At 64.0% G+C, this 26,794-nt stretch carries 18 protein-coding genes; 11 read left to right on the top strand and 7 right to left on the bottom strand.

What is annotated here, in order from left to right; translation table 11 throughout:
- Nucleotides 1-56 precede the first annotated feature (56 nt).
- On the bottom strand, nt 57-1,172 hold the full coding sequence (hppD, locus tag NKH16_RS17610) for a 4-hydroxyphenylpyruvate dioxygenase (RefSeq protein WP_352452261.1): 1,116 nt from the start codon (nt 1,170-1,172) through the stop codon (nt 57-59).
- A 139-nt stretch (nt 1,173-1,311) separates the two neighbouring features.
- Between hppD and NKH16_RS17605 the strand changes: the two genes are divergently transcribed.
- Both NKH16_RS17605 and NKH16_RS17600 read left to right on the top strand, forming a co-directional pair.
- Nucleotides 1,312-1,779, top strand: a complete 468-nt coding sequence (locus NKH16_RS17605) for an Lrp/AsnC family transcriptional regulator (protein ID WP_023674409.1) — start codon at nt 1,312-1,314, stop codon at nt 1,777-1,779.
- 9 nt (nt 1,780-1,788) lie between these two features.
- Entirely contained in the window at nt 1,789-2,115 is a 327-nt protein-coding gene (locus NKH16_RS17600) for a hypothetical protein (RefSeq protein ID WP_352452260.1), read from the top strand.
- Nucleotides 2,116-2,130: 15 nt separating this feature from the next.
- Here the strand turns inward: NKH16_RS17600 and NKH16_RS17595 are convergent, their stop codons facing one another.
- From NKH16_RS17595 to aztA, 4 genes are all read right to left on the bottom strand, one after another.
- Nucleotides 2,131-2,469, bottom strand: coding sequence for a protein tyrosine phosphatase family protein (locus NKH16_RS17595; RefSeq protein WP_352452259.1), 339 nt, complete (start codon nt 2,467-2,469; stop codon nt 2,131-2,133).
- Nucleotides 2,470-2,591: 122 nt separating this feature from the next.
- The gene (gene aztC / locus NKH16_RS17590) at nt 2,592-3,533 is read right to left on the bottom strand and encodes a zinc ABC transporter substrate-binding protein AztC (protein ID WP_352501460.1); all 942 of its coding nucleotides are present in this window, start codon (nt 3,531-3,533) and stop codon (nt 2,592-2,594) included.
- Nucleotides 3,534-3,557: 24 nt separating this feature from the next.
- Complete coding sequence (aztB, locus tag NKH16_RS17585; protein WP_352457155.1) at nt 3,558-4,433, bottom strand: zinc ABC transporter permease AztB; 876 nt, start codon at nt 4,431-4,433, stop codon at nt 3,558-3,560.
- Complete coding sequence (gene aztA, locus NKH16_RS17580; protein ID WP_352900776.1) at nt 4,433-5,245, bottom strand: zinc ABC transporter ATP-binding protein AztA; 813 nt, start codon at nt 5,243-5,245, stop codon at nt 4,433-4,435. Before aztA ends, aztB begins: the two co-directional genes overlap by 1 nt.
- A 212-nt stretch (nt 5,246-5,457) precedes the next feature.
- On the opposite strand from aztA, the gene NKH16_RS17575 reads away from it, so the two are divergent.
- Nucleotides 5,458-5,802 carry a RidA family protein gene (locus NKH16_RS17575; protein ID WP_023674415.1) on the top strand — a complete coding sequence of 115 codons (345 nt, stop codon included), beginning with the start codon at nt 5,458-5,460 and terminating at the stop codon, nt 5,800-5,802.
- Between the two features lie 170 nt (nt 5,803-5,972).
- On the opposite strand, the gene hutC is transcribed toward NKH16_RS17575, so the two are convergent.
- Complete coding sequence (gene hutC, locus NKH16_RS17570) at nt 5,973-6,734, bottom strand: histidine utilization transcriptional repressor HutC (RefSeq protein WP_352900774.1); 762 nt, start codon at nt 6,732-6,734, stop codon at nt 5,973-5,975.
- A complete protein-coding gene (locus NKH16_RS17565) occupies nt 6,731-8,083 on the bottom strand; it encodes a formimidoylglutamate deiminase (RefSeq protein ID WP_352900772.1) in 1,353 nt (450 codons plus the stop codon). The genes hutC and NKH16_RS17565 overlap by 4 nt, the downstream gene beginning before the upstream one ends.
- Nucleotides 8,084-8,181: 98 nt before the next feature.
- On the opposite strand from NKH16_RS17565, the gene hutI reads away from it, so the two are divergent.
- The 8 genes from hutI to NKH16_RS17525 all read left to right on the top strand — a co-directional run bounded on the left by hutI (nt 8,182) and on the right by NKH16_RS17525 (nt 26,652).
- The gene (hutI, locus tag NKH16_RS17560; protein ID WP_352900770.1) at nt 8,182-9,417 is read left to right on the top strand and encodes an imidazolonepropionase; all 1,236 of its coding nucleotides are present in this window, start codon (nt 8,182-8,184) and stop codon (nt 9,415-9,417) included.
- A complete protein-coding gene (gene hutH, locus NKH16_RS17555; protein WP_352900767.1) occupies nt 9,414-10,949 on the top strand; it encodes a histidine ammonia-lyase in 1,536 nt (511 codons plus the stop codon). The genes hutI and hutH overlap by 4 nt, the downstream gene beginning before the upstream one ends.
- A 598-nt stretch (nt 10,950-11,547) precedes the next feature.
- A complete protein-coding gene (hutG, locus tag NKH16_RS17550) occupies nt 11,548-12,366 on the top strand; it encodes an N-formylglutamate deformylase (protein ID WP_352683436.1) in 819 nt (272 codons plus the stop codon).
- Between the two features lie 32 nt (nt 12,367-12,398).
- Nucleotides 12,399-14,069: a urocanate hydratase gene (hutU, locus tag NKH16_RS17545; protein ID WP_352837030.1), complete on the top strand. Its 1,671-nt coding sequence runs from the start codon at nt 12,399-12,401 to the stop codon at nt 14,067-14,069.
- Between the two features lie 8 nt (nt 14,070-14,077).
- Entirely contained in the window at nt 14,078-14,665 is a 588-nt protein-coding gene (locus NKH16_RS17540; RefSeq protein WP_352449237.1) for a HutD/Ves family protein, read from the top strand.
- A 267-nt stretch (nt 14,666-14,932) separates the two neighbouring features.
- Complete coding sequence (locus NKH16_RS17535) at nt 14,933-23,506, top strand: glycoside hydrolase family 94 protein (RefSeq protein ID WP_352900762.1); 8,574 nt, start codon at nt 14,933-14,935, stop codon at nt 23,504-23,506.
- A 363-nt stretch (nt 23,507-23,869) separates the two neighbouring features.
- A complete protein-coding gene (locus NKH16_RS17530) occupies nt 23,870-25,639 on the top strand; it encodes a glucan ABC transporter ATP-binding protein/ permease (protein WP_352749466.1) in 1,770 nt (589 codons plus the stop codon).
- 260 nt (nt 25,640-25,899) lie between these two features.
- The gene (locus NKH16_RS17525) at nt 25,900-26,652 is read left to right on the top strand and encodes a heme ABC transporter permease (RefSeq protein WP_352749463.1); all 753 of its coding nucleotides are present in this window, start codon (nt 25,900-25,902) and stop codon (nt 26,650-26,652) included.
- Nucleotides 26,653-26,794: the final 142 nt, after the last annotated feature.

Raw genomic sequence — 26,794 nt, 5'->3', positions numbered from 1 at the left:
ATGACCAGAATTTAGGTCATAATTGATCAAACCACAAGGCACCTCGGCCGAGTTGGCTACGCTGCCTTGCCGTCCACCTTCAGCACGCCGCGCTTGATCTGGTCCTGCTCGATCGATTCGAACAAGGCGCGGAAATTGCCCTCGCCAAAGCCTTCGTCGCCCTTTCTCTGGATGAACTCGAAGAAGATCGGGCCGATCACGGTTTTCGAAAAGATCTGCAGCAGGATCTTGGTCGTGCCGCCGTCGACGACGCCCTCGCCATCGATCAGGATGCCGTGCTTCTTCATACGTTCGATCGGCTCTTCATGGCCGTTCACGCGGGCATAAGACATGTCGTAATAGGTCTCCGGCGGTCCCGGCATGAACTTCAGGCCGTTGGCGGCCAGCCTGTCGGTGGCGCCGTAGATGTCGTCGGTGCCGACGGCGATGTGCTGGATGCCCTCGCCATTATACTTCTTCAGATATTCGGCGATCTGGCTGGTCTCGTCCTTGGACTCGTTCAGCGGGATGCGGATCTTGCCGCAGGGCGAGGTGATGGCGCGGCTGACCAGGCCGGTGATCTTGCCGTCGATGTCGAAGAAATGGATCTGCTTGAAGCCGAACAGGTCTCGGTAGAAATCCCACCATTTGTCCATCTGGCCGCGATAGACATTGTGGGTCAGGTGGTCGAGATAATAGAAGCCGACGCCTTCCGGCCTGGGGTCGCGCTCGCCCAGCCAGTCGAACTCGGCGTCGTAAGCCGAGCCCTTCTCGCCGTAAGTTTCGATGAAATAGAGCAGCGATCCGCCGATACCGACGATCGCCGGCACATCGAGCGTCTTGTCGTTGCCTTCATAGGGCGTCGCGCCCTTGGCCACAGCGTGATCGAAGGCATGCCTTGCATCGATCACCCGCCACGCCATCGAGGCGGCGCAGGGGCCGTGCTTGTCGACGAATTTCATGGCATGCGAGCCCGGTTCGGCATTGACGACATAGTTGATGTCGCCCTGCCGCCAGACGGTGATGTCCTTGCTGCGGTGCTTGGCCACCGGCACATAGCCCATGCGGGTGAACAGTTCGGCGAGCTTTTCCGGCTCGGCATGCGCGAATTCGACGAACTCGAAGCCGTCGGTGCCGGCGGGATTGGTTTTGCTGATCTTGGCGGGCGGTGCGTCGTGCGGGAAGGGACCCATGGCATTGCTCCGAAATCTGGAACTGGCCGCGTCGGCCATCTAAACCCAATTATAGCGCGGAGCGAGTGCAAATTGCTTGCATTCAAACGCTTGAAATGGTCTGATCATGCGCGAGTTGTGCACTGCGGACCCGAAATACATGGATGAGGCGCGCATCGACCAGTTTGACCGCAAGATAATGGCTCTGTTGCAGGGCGATGCACGGCTGACCAACAACGATCTGTCGGAACGGGTGAACCTGTCCGCGTCGCAGTGCTCGCGTCGTCGCCAGCGGCTGGAGGAGGACGGCTATATCAAGGGTTACCGGGCGGTGCTCGACCGCGACAAGCTCGGCTTTTCCCTGGTCAACGTCATCTCGGTTACGCTCGCCACCCACAACCGCGACAATGCGCGGCGTTTCGGCGAATTGGTGGCGCGGCTGCCGCAAGTGCAGGAAGCGCACGCGCTGACCGGCGAGATGGATTATATATTGAAGGTCGTGACGCCGGACCTGAAGTCGCTGTCGGAATTCGTCAACGGCGTGCTGCTGCCGCACGAATCCGTGCAGCATGTGAAGACGGCGATCGTGCTGGAGACGCTGAAGGAAACCGGCGCGCTGCCGATTTGAGTGTAAATCATGTCGAACTTTCAGATCGCCGGCATCGTGCTGTTTCTAGTGGGGATTGTGCCGTTCACGATTGGTAGTCTGATCCACGCCGCGCATGAACCGAAGGCTTGGGAGTTGCGCATCATCAATCCCTGGCCTTCGTGGCCGTATGGCTGGGTCGAACTCACTCATCCGAAGTCGCGCTGGTGGTGCGGTGTCGGCTTTCCGATTTGTCTCGTGGGCTTCGTCGTAATGTTGGTCGCTACGATTCCGCTCGTCGATCTTGCGCCATATGTCGCTTTGCTTGTCGCTTTCTTCTGGCTGCGGCGGGTCATAGCCAGACGGCGGCATCACTAATCATCGGAACGCCTCTCACCTCTTCGACTGCTTGATCAGCCCATAGAGATTGGTGCAGCGGGCGCCGGAGCGGCAATAGGCGAAGACCGGGCCTTCGAGTTCGTCAAGCGCCTCGGCCTGGTCCTCGACATTTTCGGCCGTGATCTGGCCGCTGACGACAGGGATGTAGCGGAAGGCGAGCCCGGCGCCCTCGACCGCCGCCTTGACGGTGTCGGCCGATGGCTGGCCGGGCTGCTCATCGTCCGGCCGGTTGCAGATCACGCTTTTGAAGCCGGCGGCCTTGATGGTCGCGACATCCTCGGGCTGGATCTGGCCCGAGACCGAATAGTCCTCGCTGATCTGACGGTATTCCATGGCGGTGTCCTCACAATCTGGCTAGCGGCAGTCTTGCCACTCCCGGACCCGGTCGGCAACCGCCATTAGATAGAAATCCGGCCGGGCAATTTCAGCCCGACCGGATGGAGTGACTAGACAGCTCAGCTTCCTAGGATCGCGCCTTTGATCTGGGCGATGTTGTTGTGCATCAGGTCGATATAGGTCGCGGCCGGGCCGTCGGGCTGCGACAACGCATCGGAATAGAGCGTGCCGCCCACCTTGATGCCGGTCTCGCTGGCGATCTGCTCGATCAGCCGCGGGTTGGTGATGTTCTCGACGAAGATCGCCGCCGCCTTGTCCTGCTTCACCTGGCTGACCAGCTTGGCGACGTCGGCGGCGGAGGGCTCCGACTCGGTCGACACGCCTTCCGGGGCCAGGAACGTCAAGCCGTAGGCCTGCTCGAAATAGCCGAAGGCGTCATGCGAGGTGATGACGACGCGCTTCTCCTGCGGGATCGACTGGATCGCCGCCTGCACTTCGCCCTCAAGCGCCTCGAGCTTTTGCGTATAGGCGGCTGCATTGGCCTTGTAGCTGTCGCAACCCGCAGCGTCGGCCGTGCAAAAGGCGTCGGCGATGTTCTTCACATAGATCTTGGCATTGGCGATCGACTGGAAGGCATGCGGATCGGTGACCGTCTTGCCGCCATCGGTTTCCGCGCCTTCGGCGGCATCGGCCTCGGCGAATTCGGGTTTGAAATTGATCGGCGTGACCCCCTTGGTCAGCACGGCAATCGAAGCCTTGGTGGCGCTGGCGTCGACCAGGCGCTGCAGAAAACCTTCGAAATGCAGGCCGTTGACCAGCACGATGTCGGCCTTGGCCATCGCCACAGCATCGGCGGGGCTCGGCTCGTAGACGTGGGCGTCGCCGTCCGGCCCGACGATGGTGGTCAGATCGATGCGGTCGCCGCCGACATTCTTGGCGAAATCGGCGATGATCGTGAAGCTGGCCACCACCTTCAAAGGCTCAGCAAAGGCCGAAGATGCGCCAAAGGCGGTTAATGTTATAACGCTCACGGCCAAAGCGGCGCGGATCGATTTCAGCATGGACTAGGTTCTCCTTTGTTGGGATCAGGCAGTTCTGTGGCGGTGATGGACGATGCGGGCGCGCAGGATGCCGCGCGTGCCGAACAGGATCGAGGCGAAATAGACGACGCCGGCGGACAGGATGATGGCCGGGCCGGACGGCAATGACGCATGGTAGGACAACAGCAGCCCGGCAATGCAGGAGGCAAAGCCGATTACTGTGGCCAGCACGCACATCGGCTCGACGCGCGAGGTCCAGAAGCGGGCCGCCGCTGCCGGCAGCATCATCAGCCCGACCGACAGCAAGGTGCCGAGCGCCTGGAAGCCGCCGACGAGGTTGAGCACGACGAGGCCGAGAAAGATGAAATGCACCGGGCTGCCCATCCGGCTGACCGAGCGCAGGAACAAAGGGTCGAGGCATTCGGCGACCAGCGCCCGCCAGAAGATGGCGAGGCTGACCAGCGTCACCACGACGATGCCGCCAATCAGCGTCAGCGCCTCGTTGTTGAGCGCCAGCACGGTGCCGAAGAGCACATGCATGAGATCGACGCTGGAGCCGCGGATCGACACCATGAGCACGCCGATGGCCAGCGAAATCAGATAGAAGGCCGCCATCGAGGCGTCCTCGCGCTGGATGGTGAAGCGCGAGACGGCGCCGGCGCCGAGCGCCACGATGATGCCGGCGATCAGTCCGCCGATGGTCATCGGCAGGATCTCCAGGCCATAGAACAGGAAGCCGGCGGCGGCACCCGGCAGGATGGCATGCGCCATGGCATCGCCGGACAGGCTCATGCGCCGCAGCATCAGGAACACGCCGACCGGGCAGGCGCCGAGCGACAGCATCATCGAACCGGCAAGCGCCCGCTGCATGAAGGCGTAGTCGGCGAAAGGAGCGACGAACAGACCGTAAAGCACCTCCATCATGCCGCCCTCGGCCCGGAGCCGTGATAATGGTCGTGGTCATGGCCGTGCTCGTGGCCACTGTGCTCGTGATCATGCTCGCCGGGCTCACACCATGGCGCGTTGTCCTCCCAGGCTTCGTGGAAGCGGCGCGCGCGCAACAGATTCTCCGGCTGCAGCGTCTCCCTGGTCTCGCCCCAGGCGATCGGCTGGCGCGCCAGGAGCAGTGTTTCGGGGAAATTCTGCCGCACCAGATCGAGATCGTGGACCACAACCATGATCGTGCGTTCCTCGCCATGCCAGCGCTTGATCAGCGCGATCAGGTCGCCGACCGTCTTGGCATCGACGGCGTTGAACGGCTCGTCGAGCAGGATGAGCTCGGCATCCTGCAACAGCACGCGGGCAAACAGCGTGCGCTGCAGCTGGCCGCCCGACAGTGTGTCGATCGGCCGCTTCTCGAAGCCGCCGAGGCCGACGGCCATCAGCGCCTTGCTGACCGAGTCGCGATCTTCCCTCGTATAACGGCCGAGCATGCCGCGCCGCGGCCACAGGCCAAGCGAAACCAGGTCGACGACCCGGGCCGGAAAGGAGCGGTCGAGTTCCGATTGCTGCGGCAGATAGGCGGCGCGTACGCCGGGCGCCCGGATCACCGCGCCGGCCATCGGCTTCAGAACGCCGACAATGCCCTTCATCAGCGTCGACTTGCCGGAGCCGTTGGCGCCGACGACCGCCGTCAGCGATCCCTTGCGGATCGTACCATTTAGGTGGTGGACCGCAGGATGGCTATTGTAGCCCAGCGTCAGGTCGCGGAAGGTCAGGCAGGTTTGGCTCATGTGACGATCCATGGGGGCGATGATCGGTGCTGCAGGGGCGGATTCGATATGTGATGTTATTACATTAGTCAACAAGCCAATCGGGCGGAATTGCGGCCGGGCCGTCTTGTTGTGTGCTTTGGCTTGGCTCAAGAAGTTCCGCTCGAGCGGCCTTGCCCCCGGCGAACCCGGCCCCTAAACAGGCGCACCGACAAGAGGAGAAGGAATATCCAATGAGCATTCGTCGTATCGATGTAGGCCCGCGCATGAGCCAGATCGTCATCCACGGCAACACCGTCTATCTGGCCGGTCAGGTCGGCAAGCCGGGCGGAAACGTCGGTGCCCAGACCAGGGACATTCTGGCGGCGATCGACGAATTGCTGGCCAAGGCCGGCACCGACAAAACCAAGATCCTGCAGGCGATCATCTGGCTGGCCGACATGAGCACCTTTGCCGAGATGAACGCGGAGTGGGACAAATGGGTACCGCAAGGCAACACGCCGGCCCGCGCCACCGGCGAAGCCAAGCTTGCCGGACCGGAATATCTGGTCGAGATTATTGTTACCGCGGCGATTTGAGAATGCGGCTCTTTACCCTCCCCCTCGAGGGGAGGGTCGGCGAGTAGTCGAAGCGAAGCGGAGACTGCGAGACGGGGTGGGGTCGGCCAGGTCGCACCGACCCCACCCCGCGTCACAAAATGCCGCCATGCGGCAATTTGCTCCGCGACCCTCCCCTCAAGGGGGAGGGTTTACCCCTGCGACGGCGTGAACCGCGCCACCAGCGTGTGGTTCTCTGCCGCATAGGTGAAGCGGACATGGGTGACGGGGTGCTCGGCACTCCATGTCCGCCGCTCGATCACCAGGCACGGCGCACCCGTCTCGATGTCGAGCGCCGCCGCGACGTGCTTTTCGGCGGCAACGGCGCGAATGCGATGCTCGGCCGCACTCCACGGCACGCGGCCGATCAGCCACGGACCGGGCGCGGTCTCGAAAAACGCCTCGTCGGCGGCCTCCGGCACGGCAGCCAGGTTGATCAGCCGCTGCTCGTGGGCAAACGGCCGCTTGCCGGCGAAATGCCGGCATTCCAGCGCCAGCACCGGCCCGGCGACGTCGAGTTCCAGCAGGGCGCGGTCGTCGGCGCTGCTGCGCCTTCTGTTTCGCGCCATGCGCTCATAGCGGTAGGGCAGGCCAAGTGCCTCGACCTCGATCCGGATGTCGTGGATTTCGAGAACGGCTGCGTGCGACTGCGGCCGGCGGACAAAACTGCCGGAGCGACGCCGGCGCTCGATCAGCCCGGCCTTGGCCAGTTGCGACAGCGCCTTGTTCACTGTCATGCGCGAACAATTGTATTCGGCCGTCAGTTCATGCTCGAACGGAATGCGGTGGCCGGGCGCCCAGGCACCCGACAGGATCCGGTCGCTGATGTCCGACAGGATGCGCTGGTGCAGCGAAAGAACCTCGCCGCCGTCCGCGCTTCCAGAATCCGCGCTTATTGTCCCGATCATGCTCATGCCGAAAGCGCTGTCATCACCTTGCGGAAGCGCTCGGCGATGGCATCGCGCCTGGCATGCATGCCGCCGCTGACCAGTTTCTTGCCATGCACCCAGACGCAATCGACCTTGGTGCCGTTGGCAAAAATCCAGGCATCAAGGATTGCATCGCCCGTCTTGCCGGCCAGCGATGGATGCTTGCCGTCGAGCGAGACGAAATCGGCCGAGGCACCTGCTGCGATCTGCGAGAGGCCGGCGCCCAACGCGGCACTGCCACCATCGAGCGCTGCATCGAACAAAGCACGGCCGGTCGAGCCACCGGCCACCGCCAGCACGTTGCGGGCGCGGTGGGCGAGGCGCTGCGAATATTCGAGCTGCCGCAACTCGTCCGGCAGGCCGATCAGTACGTTTGAATCCGAACCGATGCCGAAGCGGCCGCCATGCTGCATGAACAAGGACGCGGCAAAGGTGCCGTCGCCGAGATTGGCCTCGGTGATCGGGCAGAGACCGGCAACGGCACCGCTTTTCGCCAAATCGGTCGTCTCGGTGTCGGTCATGTGGGTGGCGTGGATGAGACACCAGCGCCGGTCGACCTTGGCGTTGGCAAGCAGCCATTCGACCGGCCGCGCGCCGGACCAGGCAAGGCAATCCTCGACCTCCTTCATCTGCTCGGCGATGTGGATGTGGATAGGCCCCTCCGGCACCATCGCCGTGATGTTTTCCAATTCCTCCGGTGTCACGGCACGCAGGCTGTGCGGGGCGACGCCCACGACGCCTTGATTCAGCGCGCGAATGGATTCGCGGCATTTCTCAACAAGCCGCGAGAACTGGTTCACATTGTTGATGAACCGCCGCTGGCCTTTATTTGGCGCAGCGCCGCCGAAAGAGGAATGCGCGTAGAACACCGGCAGCAAAGTCAGCCCGATGCCTGTCTCGGACGCTGCGGCAACAATGCGCTCCGCCATCTCGGCGATGTCAGCATAGGGTCGGCCGTCACGGTCGTGGTGGAGATAGTGAAACTCGCCGACGCGCGAGAACCCGGCCTCCAGCATCTCGACATAGAGCTGGGCCGCAACCGCCTCGACCTGGTCCGGCGTCATCGACAGCGCAAATCGGTACATCACCTCGCGCCAGCTCCAGAAACTGTCGGCGGAAGGGCCGCGCAATTCGGCAAGGCCGGCCATGCCGCGCTGGAAGGCATGGCTGTGCAGGTTCGGCATTCCTGATAGCAGGATGGCACGGCGCTCGTCGCCAGGCAGGAGCGAGGTATTCGCCTTGACCGTGGCGATCCTGCCGTCGGACATGACGATCCGCACATTGCTGTGCCAGCCGTCGGGCAGAAGCGCCTGTTCCGCAAAGATTGCTGTCACGTTTTTCTCCAAATCCCGGTCTGCCGTGCGATGATAGCCCTTGCAGTGCCTTTTCATATGTATATACATAATCGTCACCTATTGAAACGGAAAAGATGATGGCTGCAGAGAGCAAAAGCCGGGCAGGGGAGGTCCGCCTCTGGCGCAATGCGCGCCTCGCGACCATGGCCGAAAGCAGCGCCGGGTCAGGCGTTGTCGACCACGGTGCAATCGCCGTGCGCAACGGCCGGATCGTCTATGCCGGGCCGGAAGTCGACATGCCGGCAGCACTTAGCAAAGGCGCCGAGGGGACCGATTGCGAAGGCCGCTGGATTACGCCCGGCCTGATCGACTGCCACACCCATCTGGTCCACGCCGGCAACCGTGCCAATGAATTCGAGATGCGGCTGGCCGGCGCTAGCTATGAAGAGGTTGCCAAGGCCGGCGGCGGCATCGTCTCGTCGGTCAAGGCGTTGCGCGCGGCGAGCGAGGACGAACTGGTCGGCCAGTCGCTGCCTCGCCTCGATGCGCTGATTGCCGAAGGCGTCACCACCGTCGAGATTAAATCCGGCTACGGTCTCGACCTCGAAAACGAGAAGAAGTCGCTGCGCGCCGCACAACGGCTGGGCGGTGAGCGATCGGTGACGGTCAGGACCACTTTCCTCGGCGCTCATGCACTGCCGCCCGAAGCAAAAGGCGACAAGGACGCCTTTATCGATCTTGTCGCCAACGAGATTTTGCCGGCCGTCGCTGCCGAGGGCCTGGCCGATGCCGTCGACGGTTTTTGCGAAGGCATTGCCTTTTGGCCGGAGCAGATCGCCCGCGTGTTCGATGCCGCAAAGGCGGCGGGCCTGCCGGTCAAGCTCCATGCGGACCAGCTGTCCAATCTGCACGGCGCCGAACTTGCGGCGCGCTATGGTGCGCTATCGGCCGACCACCTCGAATACACCGACGAGGCCGGTGCGGCGGCGATGGCGAAGGCCGGAACCGTGGCGACCATCCTGCCCGGCGCCTACTACTTCATCCGCGAGACCAAGAAGCCGCCGATCGCCTTGTTTCGCCAGCATGGCGTCAGGATGGCCGTTGCCACCGACAACAATCCCGGCACGTCGCCGCTGACCTCGCTGCTGCTGACCATGAACATGGCCGCGACGTTGTTCGGCCTGACCGTCGATGAATGCCTTGCCGGCGTTACCCGCGAGGCTGCCCGCGCGCTCGGGCTGCTTGGACAGACCGGCACGCTGGAGGCCGGAAAATCCGCCGATCTGGCGATCTGGAACGTCGAGCGCCCGGCCGAACTCGTCTACCGCATGGGCTTCAACCCGCTGCATGCCCGCATCTGGAGGGGACAATGACCGAACTCAAGCTAAGGCCGGGCAATGCCACGCTGGCCGATTGGCGTGCCATCTATCGCGGCGCCGCACTGAGGCTCGACGATGCCTGCCGGCCGAAGATCAAGGCCAGCGCCGAGGCCGTCGCCAGGATCGTTGCCAAGGGCGAGCCGGTCTATGGCATCAATACCGGCTTCGGCAAGCTGGCCAGCGTCCGCATCCCCGCCGCCGATCTGGAAACGTTGCAGCGAAACATCGTGCTGTCTCATGCCGCCGGCGTCGGCGAGCCGATGCCCGTCGCAATCTGCCGGCTGATGATGGCGCTGAAGCTGGCCAGCCTGGCACAGGGCGCCTCCGGTGTGCGGCCGCGGACGATCGAGCTGATCGAGGCGATGCTGGCCAACGACGTTATCCCCGTGGTGCCGGCGCAAGGCTCGGTCGGCGCTTCCGGCGACCTTGCGCCGCTGTCGCACATGACCGCCGTGATGATCGGCGTCGGCGAGTGCTTTACCCCGCATGGCCGCTTTCCCGCCAAGGTCGCCTTCGTTTCGCACGGCCTGGAGCCGGTGACACTGGGCGCCAAGGAAGGCCTGGCGCTGCTCAACGGTACCCAGTTTTCGACCGCCTATGCGCTTGCCGCTTTGTTCGAGGCGGAAGTGCTCTACCAGTCGGCACTGGTCGCCGGCGCGCTGTCGACCGATGCCGCCAAGGGCTCCGACGCTCCGTTCGATCCACGCATCCATCTGCTCAGGAAACATCGCGGCCAGATCGAGACGGCCGAGGCGTTGCGCAATTTGATGGCCGGCAGCGCCATCCGTGAATCGCACCGCGTCGGCGACGAGCGCGTGCAGGATCCGTATTGCCTGCGCTGCCAGCCGCAGGTGATGGGCGCAGCACTCGACGTGCTCCGCAAGGCCGCCGAGACGCTCGGCACCGAGGCCAACGGCGTCACCGACAATCCGCTGATCTTTGCCGAGGACGACTCCGCACTTTCGGGCGGCAATTTCCATGCCGAGCCAGTCGCCTTCGCTGCCGACATGATCGCACTCGCCGTCTGCGAGATCGGCTCGCTGTCGGAGCGGCGCATCGCCATGCTGGTCGATCCGGCGCTGTCCGGCATGCCGGCCTTTCTCACGCCCAAGCCGGGTCTGAATTCCGGTTTCATGATCCCTCAGGTCACGGCGGCAGCACTGGTTTCTGAAAACAAGCAAAAGGCCTATCCGGCCAGCGTCGATTCGATCCCGACCTCGGCCAACCAGGAAGACCACGTCTCGATGGCGGCGCATGGCGCGCGCCGCCTCATCGGCATGGTCGAGAATGCGACGGCCGTCATCGGCATCGAATTGCTGGCCGCCGCGCAAGGCTGCGATTTCCACGCACCGCTGGCCTCGAGCGCGGCACTGGAGGCGGTGCGCCGGCTGGTCAGGGCAGAGGTGCCGCATCTCGACAACGACCGGCACTTCCACCCCGACATTGAGAAGGCCATCGCCATGATACGCAGCGGCGCGGCGGTGAAGGCCGCGGGTGCGGTGAAACTGCCGGGCGTTGCGTCATGAGGCGGTGTACCGTGACAGGTCGCGTTCTGTCGCGCCCCCCTCTGTCCTGCCGGACATCTCCCCCTCCAGGGGGGAGATTGGCTGTCGTCTCGGCTTTCGCCAATCTCCAGCGTTGCAGGACTGAGCGAGGCGCCGAAGCTGCCAATCTCCCCACTAGAGGGGGAGATGTCCGGCAGGAGAGAGGGGGGCGCTGTCCCGCCAACCTCAGCCCGGCAACACCGAAACTTTCAAATCCAGAAACAAAAAACCCGCCTCAAAGGCGGGTCGTCGGGCCGAATCAACACCATACCAAAATTAGTAGCATAGCTGCCGGCACAAAGCAAGAACAAAATGCATTCCGACCGGCAAAAAGCGAGGTCGGTGTTCCCGGACGATTGCAAAGTCGCGTTCCTTCGCGCCCCCCTCTGTCCTGCCGGACATCTCCCCCACTTGGGGGGAGATTGGCAGCTGCGGCGCCTTGCTCAATCCCGCAACGTTGGACATTGGCGAAAGCAGTCGTGGCCGCCAATCTCCCCACTAGAGGGGGAGATGCCAAGTGGTGGAAAAGAGGGCAGGACAGAGGGGGGCGCCGTAGAGCTCCAACGCGGGAGAATCTTCTATGACCTCACCCTCCTGGCTCACCGTCACCCAAGGCACAGCACCCCTGCTGGTTTCGATCCCGCATACCGGCATCGATCTCGCCGGCCTCGACAGCCGGCTGGTCTCGCCCTGGCTCGGCCGCCGTGACGCCGACTGGTGGATCGACAAGCTTTATGACTTCGCCGAGAGCCTCGGCGCGACGGTCGTGCATACGGCGATTTCGCGCACCGTTATCGACGTCAACCGCGATCCGTCCGGCGTTTCGCTCTATCCCGGCCAGACGACGACCGGTCTTTGCCCGACAGAGACCTTTGACGGCGATCAGCTCTACCGCAAGGGTGAAGAGCCGGGACCGTCGGAGATCGACGAACGCCGCGAGAAGTTCTTCGTACCCTATCATGCCGCCCTGCAGGCCGAGATCGACAGGCTGCGCGCTTTGCATGGGAAGGTCGTCGTCTATGACTGCCATTCGATCCGCTCGGTGCTGCCGCGCCTTTTCGAAGGCAAATTGCCGGTCTTCAATCTCGGCACCAATGACGGCAAGAGCGCCGATCCGACGCTGCAAGCGACGGTTGGCCAGATCCTCGCCGAAACCGGCGAGAGCTACGTCGTCAACGGCCGCTTCAAGGGCGGCTGGATCACGCGCCATTTCGGCCAGCCGCAAGCCGGCGTCCACGCGCTGCAGATGGAACTCTCCAACCGCGGCTATATGCGCGAGCCCGAAGGCAAGGGCGAACCGGCTAACTGGCCGGTGCCTTACGAGGCCGAATTCGCGGCGCCGATCCGCGTCACGCTGAAGAAGATCCTGGAAACCGCGATCGCCTGGGCCGAACGCTGACGCGCGGTGGACCTCACTCGAAAGGGACAATCATGACCGATCCTCGCCACAACATCCGTGAAGTGCGCAGCCCGCGCGGCAGCGAGCTCAACGCCCGCACCTGGCTGACGGAAGCGCCGTTGCGCATGCTGATGAACAATCTCGACCCAGACGTCGCCGAAAACCCCAACGAGTTGGTCGTCTATGGCGGCATCGGCCGGGCGGCGCGCACCTGGAACGATTTCGACCGCATCGTTGCCTCGCTGAAGACGCTTGGCGACGACGAGACCTTATTGGTGCAATCGGGCAAGCCGGTCGGCGTGTTCCGCACTCATCCTGACGCCCCGCGCGTGCTGATCGCCAATTCCAACCTGGTGCCGCACTGGGCGACATGGGAGAAATTCAACGAGCTCGATAGAAAGGGCCTGATGATGTACGGCCAGATGACGGCCGGCTCGTGGATCTACATCGGCACGCAAGGCATCGTGCAGGGCACCTACGAGACCTTCGTCGAGGCCGGCCGCCAGCATTATGGCGGCAATCTCAGGGGCAAGTGGATCCTGACCGGCGGCCTCGGCGGCATGGGCGGTGCCCAGCCGCTCGCCGCGGTCATGGCCGGCGCCTGCTGCCTGGCCGTCGAATGCGATCCCGACCGCATCGATTTCCGGCTGCGCACCCGCTATGTCGATGAGCGCGCCGACACGCTCGACGAGGCTCTGGAAAAGATCGAGCGCTGGACCAAAGCCGGTGAGGCGAAATCGGTCGGTCTTGTCGGCAACGCCGCCGACATCCTGCCGGAACTGGTGCGGCGCGGCGTGCGCCCCGACATCGTCACCGACCAGACCTCGGCGCATGACCCGCTCAATGGCTATCTGCCCAAGGGCTGGTCGCTGGCCGAGTGGCGCGAGAAGCGCACCTCCGATCCGAAGGCCGTCGAAAAAGCTGCCCGCGCGTCGATGCGCGAGCATGTCGAGGCGATGGTGGCGTTCTGGAACGCCGGCGTGCCGACGCTCGACTACGGCAACAACATCCGCCAGGTGGCGAAGGAGGAGGGGTTCGAGAATGCTTTTGCCTTCCCGGGTTTCGTGCCGGCCTATATCCGTCCGCTGTTTTGCCGCGGCATCGGCCCGTTCCGCTGGGCAGCGCTTTCCGGCGATCCCGAGGATATCTACAAGACCGACGCCAAGGTGCGCGAGCTGACCCCCGGCAACACCCATCTGCACAACTGGCTCGACATGGCGCGTGAGCGCATCGCCTTCCAGGGCCTGCCGGCGCGCATCTGCTGGGTTGGGCTTGGCGATCGCCACCGGCTCGGCCTCGCCTTCAACGAGATGGTCGCCAGGGGCGAACTGAAGGCGCCGGTGGTCATCGGCCGCGATCACCTCGATTCCGGCTCGGTCGCCTCGCCGAACCGCGAGACGGAGGCGATGAAGGACGGCTCCGATGCCGTCTCCGACTGGCCGTTGCTCAATGCCTTGCTCAACACGGCGTCCGGCGCCACCTGGGTGTCGCTGCACCATGGCGGCGGCGTCGGCATGGGCTTTTCGCAGCATGCCGGCATGGTCATCGTCGCCGACGGCACGCCCGAGGCGGCCAAGCGCCTGGAGCGGGTTCTGTGGAACGATCCGGCGACCGGCGTCATGCGGCACGCCGATGCCGGCTATGACATCGCGATCGAGTGCGCCCGGGAGAACCAGCTCAACCTGCCCGGCATTTTGGGCTGAGCAGCGCCTTGCGCATCCTTCGGGCAGCCGAATACCGGTCGATGCCGTGGAAGAACGGCGGCGGGGTGACGACGGAGATTGCCGTCTCGCCGCCAGGTGCCGGGCTCGACGATTTCGACTGGCGCGTCTCGATGGCGCTGGTCGAGGGCGGCGGCCCATTTTCCGGATTTGCCGGCGTCGACCGAACCTTGGCGTTGCTGGAAGGCGAGGGCATGATCCTCGACATCGCCGGCCGGCTACCGGTCGAAATCATCAAGGCTTCCGCACCGCTTGCCTTTCCGGCCGACGTGCCGACGCAAGCCACGCTGATAGCCGGTCCGATCACCGACCTCAACGTCATGACCCGCCGCGCCCGGGCGATCCACACGGTCGAGCGCCTGCTGATTTCGGCTCCGACGGAGATCCAGGCCGAAGCCGATGAAACACTCATCCTGTGCGTCGACGGCGAACTCAGCGTGGCCGGCGCGGCGCCCATGCAACTTGGGCCGCTCGACGCGCTGTTGCTCGGGGCGCAAGCGCCGGAACTGCGCCTGGATCCGGTCCGGCCGGCCATGCTGTTCGTGATCCGCATCGACCGCATTGCCGGCAACGATTAACGTCTGTTTCCAAACATGATCGTGACGCCGGCCAAATATCGCGTAAGCTGGTCGCTGCATCACGAAAAAGCCTGAATCTTCCGCCGATCAGAAGCCGAAACGATGCTTATAGTGCCCGCCTGGAAGTTGTCGAAAGACGGCATCTTGTCGTGGTGCGGAAACAAACTTTCGGCCAAGTGTTGCGATGCAACCAATTGCATTTGGACCGGTTTTAGGGACATTGCCGTGGCGGTGACGCCGCACTGCGTCCCCAACACGGAACCTTAGATGAATATCCAGACCAATCTCGCACAGATCGAAAAGACGAGCGCCAGCTTCCCGGCTGTCACCGACGTGCCGATACGCTCCAATTTCCTGCCGGAAGATCGGCTGCGCGCTTTGGGCGCAGCCCTTGCCAATGGCGATGCCAAGGATTTGTTCGGTCTGACGCCTTTCGATTTTCAGGCGCGCATCCGCGACAGCGCCAGGAAAATTCTCGATGTCTACCGTTCCACCAACGCTGCCCAGGCGAGGGGCGAAACGATCACGCCCGCGGCGCAGTGGCTGCTCGACAACAACTACCTGGTCGAGGAGACCATTTTTCAGGTCAAGCGCGACCTGCCGCGCCGCTTCTACCGCCAGTTGCCGACGCTGAAACTGTCGGATGGATCCAGCGTGCCGCGCGCACTGGCGGTCGCGTGGACCTATGTCGCGCATTCCGACAGTTCCGTCTCGTCGGCCATGTTCAAGGCGATCGTCGAAGGCTTCCAGTCCGTCGAGCCGCTGAAGATTGGCGAATTATGGGCGCTGCCGTCGCTGCTGCGCTTCGTCCTGATCGAGAACCTTCGCCGGATCGCGGTCCGCGTCAATCGCACGCGGGAACTGCGCCAGATCGCCAACGAGGTCGCCGACCGTGTGCTGGCGACGGACGACAGCGCCGACCGGCAGGCGATACTTTCCCACTACAGCGCCCATGCGCAGGACACCACCTTCGCCACCCAGTTGCTCTACCGGCTGCGTGACGGCTCGCAAAATGCCGGCAGGGCGCTGGAATGGTTGGAGGGCGAGCTGGAAAGGACCGGCTCCGACGCCGAGGAGATCATCCTCAGCGAGCACCACACGCTGTCCAGCGGCAACGTGACCACCGGCAACATCATCCGCGGCCTGCGCCTGATCAACGACATCGACTGGACGGTGTGGTTCGAGGGCGTCAGCCGCATCGACACCTTGCTGCGCGAACGCACCGATTTCGCCGCGCTCGATTTCTTTTCGCGCGACCAATACCGGACTGCGATCGAGGAGCTGGCGCGCCGTTCCGATCTCTCCGAATTTCGCGTTGCCGAAAGGGCGATCGAGCTCGCCGGCCATGCTGCCGATGCGCCGGGCTCCGAAAGCGGTCCGATCGCTCACACCGACGTCGGCTTCTTTCTGGTCGGCCCGCGCCGGCAGGAGCTCGAGCGGTCGATCGGCTACCGGCCGACCATCGGCAAGACGCTCAACCGGACCTTCCGCAAGACCGGATGGCTGGGCATCGTCGTGCCGGTGTTTGCGCTGACGGTCCTGCTTCTGGTCGTTTCCGGCAATGCGCTTGCCAATCTCGGCCTGTCGGTGCCGTCGATCGTCCTGATGCTGGCCCTGTTCGCGGTGCCGGCCAGCGAAGGCGCGCTCGCATTCTTCAACACCGTCGTCTCGCTGTTTTTGAAGCCGACGCGTCTCATCGGCTATGATTTCAGGCACGGTGTGCCGCCCGAGGCGCGCACGCTGGTGGTGGTGCCGTCGCTGATCGGCTCGCGCGACGATGTCGAGGAGAACATCCGCAACATCGAGGTGCATCACCTCGCCAACACGGCGGGCGAAGTCTATTTCGCGCTGCTTTCCGACTGGCCGGACTCGAAGACCGAGATCGATACGGCGGATGTCGAAATCCTCGAATTCGCCCGCGCCGAAATCGCCAGGCTGAACGCCCGCTATCCCTCGGAAGGGGCGCCGCGCTTTTATCTGCTGCATCGGCGCCGGCTCTACAACGCATCGCAAGGCGTCTGGATGGGCTGGGAGCGCAAGCGCGGCAAGCTGCACGAATTGAACCTTCTGCTGCGCGGCGACAGCGACACTACCTTCCTGCCGCTGGAAGTGCCATTGCCGGAGAGCGTCGTCCACGTGATGACGCTGGACGCCGACACCCGCACCACCCGCGACGCCGTCGCTGCGCTGGCCGGCAAGCTTTGCCACCCGCTCAACCGTCCGCATTTCGATGTCGCACGGCGCCAGGTTACGGCAGGTTATTCCATCCTGCAGCCGCGTATCACCGCGTCGCTGACCAGTGGCGACGAGGCATCGTTCTTTCAGCGTGTCTTTTCCGCCAATCGCGGGCTCGATCCGTACGTCTTTGCCGTGTCGGACCTCTACCAGGACATCTTCGGCGACGGTTCCTTCACCGGCAAGGGTCTTTACCATGTCGACGCCTTCGAGGCGGCGTTGAAGGGCCGCATCGAGGAAAACACCATCCTCAGCCATGATCTGCTCGAAGGCGCCCTGGCGCGCTCGGCCTTGGTCACCGACGTCGAACTGGTCGAGGACTATCCGACCCGCTATTCGGTCGACGCGTCGCGCCACCATCGCTGGGCACGCGGCGACTGGCAGCTTCTGGGCTTCATTCTTGGCCCGCGCTCAAACGTGCCGGCGCTGTCGCGCTGGAAGATGGTGGACAATCTGCGCCGCTCGGTGACGCCGATCTTCTGGGTGATGGCCGCGATCGCCGGCTGGACGCTGCTGCCCTTCACGCAGGCCGCCCAATGGCAGGCGCTGCTGATCCTCACGCTGTTCATGGCGCCCACTTTCGACATCGTCGACGCCATCCTGCCGAAGAGCGGCGACCAGACGCCGCGCGGCCATTTCTCGGCACTGGCACGCGACGTTGCCTTCGGCACTGCCCTGGTGGCGCTGAAGATCGTGCTGATGGCGCATCTTGCCTGGATGATGGGCGACGCGATCATCCGCACGCTCTACCGCCTGTTCGTCAGCCGCCAGAACCTGCTCGAATGGCGCACCGCCTCGCAGGCACACAAGGGAGGCGGCGACAACGATCTCGGCTCCTACTACAGCATCATGTACGGCGCGGTGATCATCGGCGTCGTCGGCCTCGCTGTCCCGGTGCTGGCCGATTCCACCGGCGCCTTCGTCGCCTTCTTCTTTGCCTTGTTCTGGATCGGCTCGCCCGCCATCGCCTGCTGGATCAGCCGTTCGGCCGAAACCGAGGACCGCCTGCGCATATCGGCCGCCGACATCCACGCGCTGCGCACCGTGGCGCGGCGTACATGGCACTATTTCGAGACCTTCGTGACGGCCGAGCATCACAATCTGCCGCCGGATAATTTCCAGGAAAGCCCGGCCCCCGTGGTGGCGCCCCGTACCTCGCCGACCAATATCGGCGTCTACCTGCTGTCGGTGATTTCGGCACGCGATTTCGGCTGGATCAGCCTCTCCGACGCCGTCAACCGCATCGACGCGACCATGTCGACCATCGAGAGCATGCCGCGCGATCGCGGCCATCTCTTCAACTGGTATGACACGACGACCCTGAAGCCGCTCTACCCGCTGTACATTTCGGCGGTCGACAGCGGCAATCTCGCCGGCCATCTGGTGGCCGTGGCCGCTGCCTGCGCCGAATGGGCGGAAGCGCCGTCGGTGCATGTGCAGGGCGACTTCGAAGGCATCCTCGATACTGTCACCATCCTCGATGAAAGCCTTGAGGAACTGCCCGACGACCGGCGTCAATTGCGGCCCTTGCGCCAGCGGCTCGCCGACCGTCTCGACGGCATGCGGCGGGCGGTCGAATTGATCAAGGCGCAGCCGGAGATGGCGTCGATCCGTACCATCAACCTGGCCGTCCTGGCCGGCGAGATACGCAAGCTCGCGACAGCCATCCACACCGAGGCCGCGTCGACCCAGAGCGACACCATCGCCGATTGGGCGGCCAGGCTCGAAGCCACCTGCGAGGCGCATGTGCACGACGCGCACAGCGACGAAAACGCGGTCGCGGCATTGCGGGCCAAGCTTCTGACCTTGCGCGAGCGCACGCGCCGCTTCGCCTTCGAGATGGATTTCTCGTTCCTGATGCGGCCCGAGCGCAAGCTCTTGTCGATCGGTTACCGGGTCGAGGAGCATCAGCTCGACGAAAGCTGCTACGACCTTTTGGCCTCCGAGGCGCGGCTGACCAGCCTGTTCGCCATCGCCAAGGGCGATTTGCCGACCGAGCACTGGTTCCGGCTCGGCCGCCCGATCGTCGAGATCGGCTTCCAGGGCGCACTGATGTCCTGGTCCGGCTCGATGTTCGAATATCTGATGCCGCCACTGGTGATGAAGGAGCCGCAAGGCAGCATTCTCAACCAGACCAGCAAGCTCATCATCAAGCGCCAGATCCAGTATGGCCGTTCGAAGAACGTTCCCTGGGGAATTTCGGAAGCGGCCTACAATGCCCGCGACCGCGAGCTGACCTATCAGTACACCAATTTCGGCGTGCCCGGGCTCGGCCTGAAGCGCGGCCTTGGCCAAAACACGGTGATCGCGCCTTACGCGACCGTGCTGGCAGCGCAGTTCACGCCGCATGAATCCGTCCAGAACCTGGCCAGGCTGAGGCGGCTGGGCGCACTGGGCCGGCATGGTTTCTACGATGCGGTGGATTTCACGCCGCAACGCGTCCCCGAGGGCACCGACCACGCCGTTGTGCTCAACTACATGGCCCACCACTCCGGCATGTCGATTGCCGCAGTTGCCGATGCGATCTTCGAAGGGCGCCTGCGCGACCGCTTCCACAGCGATCCGGTGATCGAGTCGGCCGAATTGCTGCTGCAGGAACGGGCGCCGCGCGACATCCCGACTGCGACCGTCAGGACCGAGGCCGACGAGCGCTCGAAGGACGAGACCGAGCTGGAAAGCCCGGATACCCGCATCGTGCTCGATCCGCTCAGGGCGCTCCGCTCGACCAGTGTCATGTCCAATGGCCGCTATTCGGTCATGGTCACCGCCACCGGCTCCGGCTACAGCCGCTGGGGCGAACTTGCCGTCACGCGCTGGCAGCCGGATCCGACCGAGGACCGCCTTGGTTCCTATATTTTCCTGCGCGACGCCAGCAGCGGCGACTGGTGGTCGGCCACCGCCGAGCCGAAGCGCGCCGCCGGCGAGCGTGCGCAGACGCTGTTCTCCGACGACAAGGCGAGCTTCGTCAAATCGATTGGATCGCTGCGTTCGGAAGTCGAGTGCATAGTCATCTCGGAAGGCAATGGTGAGGGCCGACGGGTGACGCTCCACAATGATGGCCCCGCCGACCGGCATATCGAAGTGACCTCGTTTGCCGAACTGGTGCTGGGCTCCGAGCCCTCGGATAATGCCCATCCGGCTTTTTCGAAGATGTTCGTGGAAACCGAGATCGCGCCGAACAACGGCGCGATCTTCGCCACCAGGCGCAAGCGCGAAAAGGACGAGCCCGACGTCACCATGGTGCATTTCGTCACCGACCCGTCTGGATCGGCGCGAGACGCCGAGGCGGAAACCGACAGGCGCGCCTTCATCGGCCGCGGCCGCACCATCACCGAAGCGGCTGCCCTTGATCCCGGCGCCAAGCTTGGCGGCCATTCCGGCTTCACCCTGGATCCGATCGCATCGCTTCGCCGGCAGGTGCGCGTGCCGGCCAACAAGAAGATTTCGCTGACGTTCTGGACCGTCGTCGGTACTCATCGCGCCGAATTGGATGCCGCCATCGCACGGCTCGACCATCCCGAAAGCTTTGCCCGCCAGGCGATGCTCGCCTGGACGCGCTCGCAGGTGCAGACCCGGCACCTTGGCCTCAGCCTGTCCGACGCCGCCAATGTGCAGAAGCTGGCGCGCTATCTGATCTATCCCGATCCGTTCCTGCGCCTTCCGGGCGAATCCATCGTCTCCGGGCTCGGCAGGCAGTCCAGCCTGTGGCCGACCAGCATATCCGGCGATTTTCCGATTTTCCTGGTCAGGATCGCCGATGTCGCCGATCTGGAGATCGTCGCCCAGGCGCTTCGCTTCCAGGAATACATGCGCGCCCGCGGCATGATGATTGATTTTGTCGTCGTCAACGAGCAGGCGTCATCCTACGTGCAGGACCTGCAGCGCGCGGTGGAGACGCTGTGCGAAAACAGCCGGTTGCGCGGCAAGGAGCTCGGACCCCGCCAGCACATCTTCGCAGTGCGCCGCGATCTGATGGAGGAAACGACCTACCGGACCTTGCTCGCCGTCGCTCGGGTGGTGCTGCATACGCGCAACGGCACCATCTTCGACCAGATCGAGCGCGCCGAGGCCGCGGCACTGCAGGCGCGGGACGCCGCCCTCCAGCCGGCAGACCTTGCAGCGCTTCGCGAGCCGTCCTTGCCTGTGCCGACGTCGCAAGCATCGGCCGCCCAGGCACTGATCGAGGGCCGCGTCGACGGCAGCGGGCTCGAGCAATGGAACGGTTTCGGCGGCTTCGACGGCGACGGACGCCACTACGTCGTGCGTCTTGCCGGCCGGCGCACGACGCCGCAGCCGTGGATCAACGTCATCTCCAACCCATCGTTCGGGTTCCATATTTCGGCTGAAGGCGCTGCCTTCACCTGGAGCCGCAACAGCCGCGACTATCAGTTGACGCCATGGTCGAACGATCCGGTCACCAACCGGCCGGGCGAGGGCATCTACATCTACGATCACGCCAGTGGCAGGGCGTTCTCGCCAATGGCTGCCGTGGTGCGTGATCCGACAATGACCTACGAAACCTGGCACGGGCAGGGTTTTTCGACGCTCCGCTCAAAACGCGGGCCGCTGTCGATGGACCTGACCCATGTCGTCGATCCCGTCGATCCGGTGAAGATATCGCGGCTGCGCATCCAGAATTCGGGTTCGGTGCCGATGCGGCTGCGCGTCTACGCCTATGCGGAATGGGTTCTTGGCGGCCATCGCTCGCGCACCGCTGCAAGCATCGTTCCGTCGAGGGATGCCGCAACCGGTGCATTGCTGGCGCAAAATCCCTATGGGCTCGATTTCGGCGAGCGGATCGCCTTTCTGGCCGCCGACGGTGCTGTGCATTCGGTCACCGCCGATCGCGGCGAGTTCATCGGCAGGCAAGGCACGAGCGAGTTTCCGCATGCCGTGCTGAGCGGCGCCGGCCTGTCCGGCCGTGTCGAGGCCGGCGACGATCCCTGCGCGGCCATCGCACGCGACATCGACATCGCTGCCGGCGGCGACGTCACGCTGCTCTGGCTGCTCGGCGACGCGGCCACGCCCGAGGCGGCCAGCGCGCTGGTGCAGACCCATCGCTCCAGGGATTTCGATCAGCGGCTGGCCGACAACGAGCGCACATGGCGCGGCTTTCTCGACACCATCCAGGTCGAGACGCCGGACAAGGCACTCGACGCCATGGTCAATCACTGGCTGCCCTATCAGAGCCTGGCCTGCCGCATCCGTGCCCGCTCTGCGTTCTATCAGGCGAGCGGTGCCTTCGGTTTCCGCGATCAGCTGCAGGATACCTTGGCCTTGCTGGCGCATGACCCCAAGCTGGCGCGTGATCAGATCCTCAATGCGGCGCGGCGGCAATTCCCCGAAGGCGACGTGCAGCATTGGTGGCTGCCGCGCACCGAGGCCGGCGTCCGCACCATGATCTCGGACGACGTGGTCTGGCTGGCTCACGCCACGGCCCGCTACCTGCTGGTGACCGGCGACACCGCGATCCTGAAGGAGCAACTGCCGTTCATCGAAGGGCAGGCGCTGGGCGAAGGCGAGCACGATGCTTTCTTCATCCCGGAAATCTCGAAGAAGACAGCCTCGCTCTATGACCATTGCGCGCGGGCGCTCGATCTTGCCGTCAAGCGCAGCAGCCCAGCCGGGCTGCCGCTGATCCTCGGCGGCGACTGGAACGACGGCATGAACCGCGTCGGCGAGCACGGCAAGGGCGAGAGCGTGTGGCTGGGCTGGTTCCTGCTGAAGACGCTGGGCGACTTTGCCGCTGTCGCCAAGGCGGAGCGCGATGCCAAGCGCGTGCAGGCCTGGACGAAGCACGCCGAGGTGCTGAAGCGGGCGCTGGAAAGCACCGCCTGGGATGGCGAGTGGTATCGGCGCGGCAGCTTCGACGACGGCACGCCGCTCGGCTCGCGCAAGTCGGACGAGTGCAAGATCGACTCGATCGCCCAGTCCTGGAGCGTGCTTTCGGGCGAGGGCGACCCGGCGCGGTCGACCACGGCAATGGCGCAGGCGATGAAAGCGCTCGTCGACGACGACCTCAAGATCGTCAAACTGTTCACCCCGCCCTTCTCGAAGACGGAAAAGGACCCGGGCTACATCAAGAGCTATCCGCCGGGGGTCCGTGAAAACGGCGGCCAATACACGCACGCCGCAACATGGTTCGTCATTGCGCTCGCCGAGATGGGTCGCACCGACGATGCCTACCGTTGCCTTTCAATGCTCAATCCGGTCAACCATGCGCTCGACGAAGCCGCGGCAGAGCGCTACCGGGTGGAACCTTATGTCGTCGCGGCCGACGTTTATTCCGGGCAAGACAAGGGCGGCCGCGGCGGCTGGACCTGGTATACCGGGTCGGCGGGCTGGCTTTATCGCGCCGCGGTCGAGAGCATTCTCGGCATAGAGCGCCGCGGACAGCGCCTCCAGTTCACGCCGAGACTTCCTAGCCATTGGGACGGCTATTCGGCAACTCTGAAGATGCTGGGCGCCGAGATCAAAGTACGCGTCGTCCGCGACAAAAAGGCCCGGGCCATCTCACTTGAAGTGAATGGCACGAAGACCAAATCTTCGTCCTTCGAGCCAAAAGCCGGAGATAGTGCCGAGGTGGTCGTCAGAATACCGGCCTAGATTCAAGGGCTTGGAGCGTCGCTTAGCGTTCCCAGGGCACGCACGGGCGCTCCAAGTGCCTCTATCGGTTATATTTGCGTTTGACCTTGCTGAATGCCTGCACACGACTTTAGACGTCGTGCCCAGGGCCTTGCTGATTAAAATTGTGGCAGTGCTTTCCAGCTGCCATGATTTTGCCGCAACGCTGACATTTCACCTTTTATCTCAAACTGTTAGACGATCACGGCAAATTTCGAAGCGTCGTCATCTTTTGTTCGCGGAATGGGAACGGAAGAGCTAGACGAGCATTGTTTTGCGACGCGTCAACCGATACGAGTCAAAAAATGACGCACTGCACCATAAATAATTGGCGGAGTAGCTGAAGTGTCACTTCTGCAAATCTACTGGCGAGCCCTTGGTTATCTCGCTGCCGACAGGAAACGCGTTGCGTTTATCTGCGGGGCGAATGTCGCGCTTGCCATTATCGCCATTCTCGAGCCGATCATGTTCGGCCGGGTGATCGATGCCATTTCGGACCGCGGCTCGGTATTCGCGACGCTCGCAATGTGGGCCGGCCTCGGCGCGTTCAACATCATCGCCTTCGTGCTGGTGGCGCGCGGCGCCGACCGCTTTGCCCACCAGCGGCGCAGCGAGGTTCTTTGCCAGTCGTTCGAGCGCGTCATCACCATGCCGCTTGCCTGGCATCATCAGCGCGGCACCTCCAATTCCCTGCACACGCTTCTGCGCGCGGTCGAGACCCTGTTCAGCCTCTGGCTCGAATTCATGCGGCAGCACCTGTCGACAGCGGTCGCGTTGGTTCTGCTGGTGCCCACGGCGCTCAGCATGGATATCCGCATGTCGATGGTGCTGCTGGCGCTTGGCGCGCTCTATGTCGGCATCGGACGGCTGGTGATGCGGCGCACCAAGGAAGGCCAGGCGGCCGTGGAGCGTCACTACCACAAGGTGTTTGCGCATGTGACCGACTCGGTCAGCAACGTCGCCGTCCTGCAAAGCTACAACCGCATCGGCCACGAGACCGAGGCGCTGAAGCGCTACGTCAAGAATCTGCTCGATGTGCAGAACCCCGTGCTCGACTGGTGGGCAATGGCCAACGCGCTGCACCGCCTGTCGTCGACGATTTCGATGATGGTGGTGCTCTTGATTGGCGCCTATCTGGTGACGCACGGCCAGTTGCGCATCGGCGACGTTATCGCCTTTACCGGCTTTGCCACGCTGCTGATTGCCCGGCTCGACCAGATGTCGGCCTTCGCCAACCAGATTTCCGAGGCGCGCGCCAAGCTCGAGGAATTCTATCATCTCGAGGACTCTGCATCCGACGCCGCCGAGCCCGATGGGCTGCGCGATCTCGTCAACGTCACGGGTCATGTGCGTTTCGAGAATGTCTGCTTCGAGTTCGGCAATTCCGGGCAGGGCGTCGACGACGCGTCGTTCGAGGTCCAGGCCGGCCAGACCGTCGCCATCGTCGGCCCGACGGGCGCCGGCAAGACCACGCTCATCAACCTTCTGCAGCGCGTCTTCACGCCGTCCGGCGGACGCATCCTGATCGACGGCATCGATACCCGCACGGTGACCCGCAAGTCGCTGCGCCATTCGATCGCCACCGTGTTCCAGGATGCTGGCCTGCTCAACCGCTCGATCGAGGACAACATCCGCGTCGGCCGTGCGGAGGCGACCTATGACGAGGTCCATGCCGCGGCCAATGCCGCCGCCGCGCAGGATTTCATCCTGTCAAAGTGCGAGGGCTACGACACGGTCGTCGGCGAACGCGGCGGACAGCTGTCCGGTGGCGAGCGCCAGCGCATCGCGATCGCCCGCGCCGTGCTGAAGGACGCGCCCATCCTGGTTCTCGACGAGGCGACCAGCGCGCTCGACGTCGAGACGGAAGACCGCGTCAAGGACGCCATCGACGAACTGCGGCGCGGCCGCACCACCTTCATCATCGCCCACCGCCTGACCACCGTTCGCGACGCCGATCTGGTCGTGTTCATGGACAAGGGCCGGGTGGTCGAGATGGGCGGGTTCACCGAACTGTCGCTGCGCAACGGTCGCTTCGCCAGCCTGCTGCGCGCCGGCGGCCTGCTCAACGACGAGGAGGTCCGCCGCCTCAGCCGTCCGGTGAACGAAGCCGCCTGAGCAGCGCGGCTTGCCTTCTCCCCTTGCGGGAGGAGGTGGCCTCGCGAAGCGAGGTCGGATGAGGGGTGCTCCGGCTTGGCGCAAATCTTCATCCAAAATCCAGACTTCGGCGCACGGCGATCATTGGCGCCTCACTCCGTCCAGCACCCCTCATCCGGCTCGACGCTAGGCGCCGATCCACCTTCTCCCGCAAGGGGAGAAGGGAAGACGTACCGCCGCTGCGGTTGCCGCAACTCCGCCGGCGGTCTATGTAAAGCCGCATGAGCGATACGACTTCACGACTCTCCGGCTGGATGGACCTTGCCAACCCGACGCGGTTCGTCGGGCTGGCCGACAAGGTCGTGCCGTGGTTGGCGAGCGTCGCCGCCATCGTCCTCGGCGTGGGTCTCTATATGAGCTTCACGGCGCCTGAGGACTTCCAGCAGGGCATCACCGTTCGCATCATGTATATCCACGTGCCTTTCGCTTGGCTTGCCATGATGTGCTACACGCTGATGGCGGTCTCGGCACTGGGCACGCTGGTCTGGCGCCATCCGCTGGCTGACGTGGCGCTGAAATCGGCGGCACCCATCGGCGCCGTCTTCACCGCCCTTGCGCTGATCACCGGTTCGATCTGGGGCAAGCCGATGTGGGGCACCTGGTGGGTGTGGGACGCGCGGCTGACCTCGGTCTTCATCCTGTTCCTGATGTATCTCGGCATCATCGCGCTGACCCGCGCGCTCGACGATGCCGGGCGCGCCGCGTGGGCCGCCGCCATCATCACCCTGGTCGGCTTCATCAACATTCCGATCATCAAATTTTCGGTCGACTGGTGGAACACGCTGCATCAGCCGGCGTCGGTGTTCCGGCTCGGCGGCCCGACCATCGACCCAAGCCTGTTGTGGCCATTGCTGGTGATGGCACTCGGCTTCACCGTGCTTTTCTTCGCGCTGCACCTAACGGCGATGCGCACGGAAATCCTCCGCCGCCGCGTCATTTCGATGCGCCGGGTTGCCGCGAGACAGGCTAGCTGATCTTCGTCGAGTTCCTTCGCGCCCCCCTCTGTCCTGCCGGACATCTCCCCCCTCAAGGGGCAGGGCTATCGCATATGAGTGATGGCATTGATGAGATAGTCGTCGTTCCAGGCGCATTTCTTGATGCGATGGCTGATGGGAA

The organism is Mesorhizobium sp. M1307, assembly GCF_040318155.1.
Taxonomy (GTDB): Bacteria; Pseudomonadota; Alphaproteobacteria; order Rhizobiales; family Rhizobiaceae; genus Mesorhizobium.
The sequence above is the reverse complement of the archived record's forward strand: the minus strand, read 5'-3'. Positions and strand labels throughout refer to the sequence as shown.

Coding starts and splice junctions, on each gene's coding strand:
- hppD (WP_352452261.1), bottom strand. CDS start 1,172: ATGGGTCCCTTCCCGCACGACGCACCGCCCGCCAAGATCAGCAAAACC.
- NKH16_RS17605 (WP_023674409.1), top strand. CDS start 1,312: ATGGATGAGGCGCGCATCGACCAGTTTGACCGCAAGATAATGGCTCTG.
- NKH16_RS17600 (WP_352452260.1), top strand. CDS start 1,789: ATGTCGAACTTTCAGATCGCCGGCATCGTGCTGTTTCTAGTGGGGATT.
- NKH16_RS17595 (WP_352452259.1), bottom strand. CDS start 2,469: ATGGAATACCGTCAGATCAGCGAGGACTATTCGGTCTCGGGCCAGATC.
- aztC (WP_352501460.1), bottom strand. CDS start 3,533: ATGCTGAAATCGATCCGCGCCGCTTTGGCCGTGAGCGTTATAACATTA.
- aztB (WP_352457155.1), bottom strand. CDS start 4,433: ATGGAGGTGCTTTACGGTCTGTTCGTCGCTCCTTTCGCCGACTACGCC.
- aztA (WP_352900776.1), bottom strand. CDS start 5,245: ATGAGCCAAACCTGCCTGACCTTCCGCGACCTGACGCTGGGCTACAAT.
- NKH16_RS17575 (WP_023674415.1), top strand. CDS start 5,458: ATGAGCATTCGTCGTATCGATGTAGGCCCGCGCATGAGCCAGATCGTC.
- hutC (WP_352900774.1), bottom strand. CDS start 6,734: ATGAGCATGATCGGGACAATAAGCGCGGATTCTGGAAGCGCGGACGGC.
- hutI (WP_352900770.1), top strand. CDS start 8,182: ATGGCTGCAGAGAGCAAAAGCCGGGCAGGGGAGGTCCGCCTCTGGCGC.
- hutH (WP_352900767.1), top strand. CDS start 9,414: ATGACCGAACTCAAGCTAAGGCCGGGCAATGCCACGCTGGCCGATTGG.
- hutG (WP_352683436.1), top strand. CDS start 11,548: ATGACCTCACCCTCCTGGCTCACCGTCACCCAAGGCACAGCACCCCTG.
- hutU (WP_352837030.1), top strand. CDS start 12,399: ATGACCGATCCTCGCCACAACATCCGTGAAGTGCGCAGCCCGCGCGGC.
- NKH16_RS17535 (WP_352900762.1), top strand. CDS start 14,933: ATGAATATCCAGACCAATCTCGCACAGATCGAAAAGACGAGCGCCAGC.
- NKH16_RS17525 (WP_352749463.1), top strand. CDS start 25,900: ATGAGCGATACGACTTCACGACTCTCCGGCTGGATGGACCTTGCCAAC.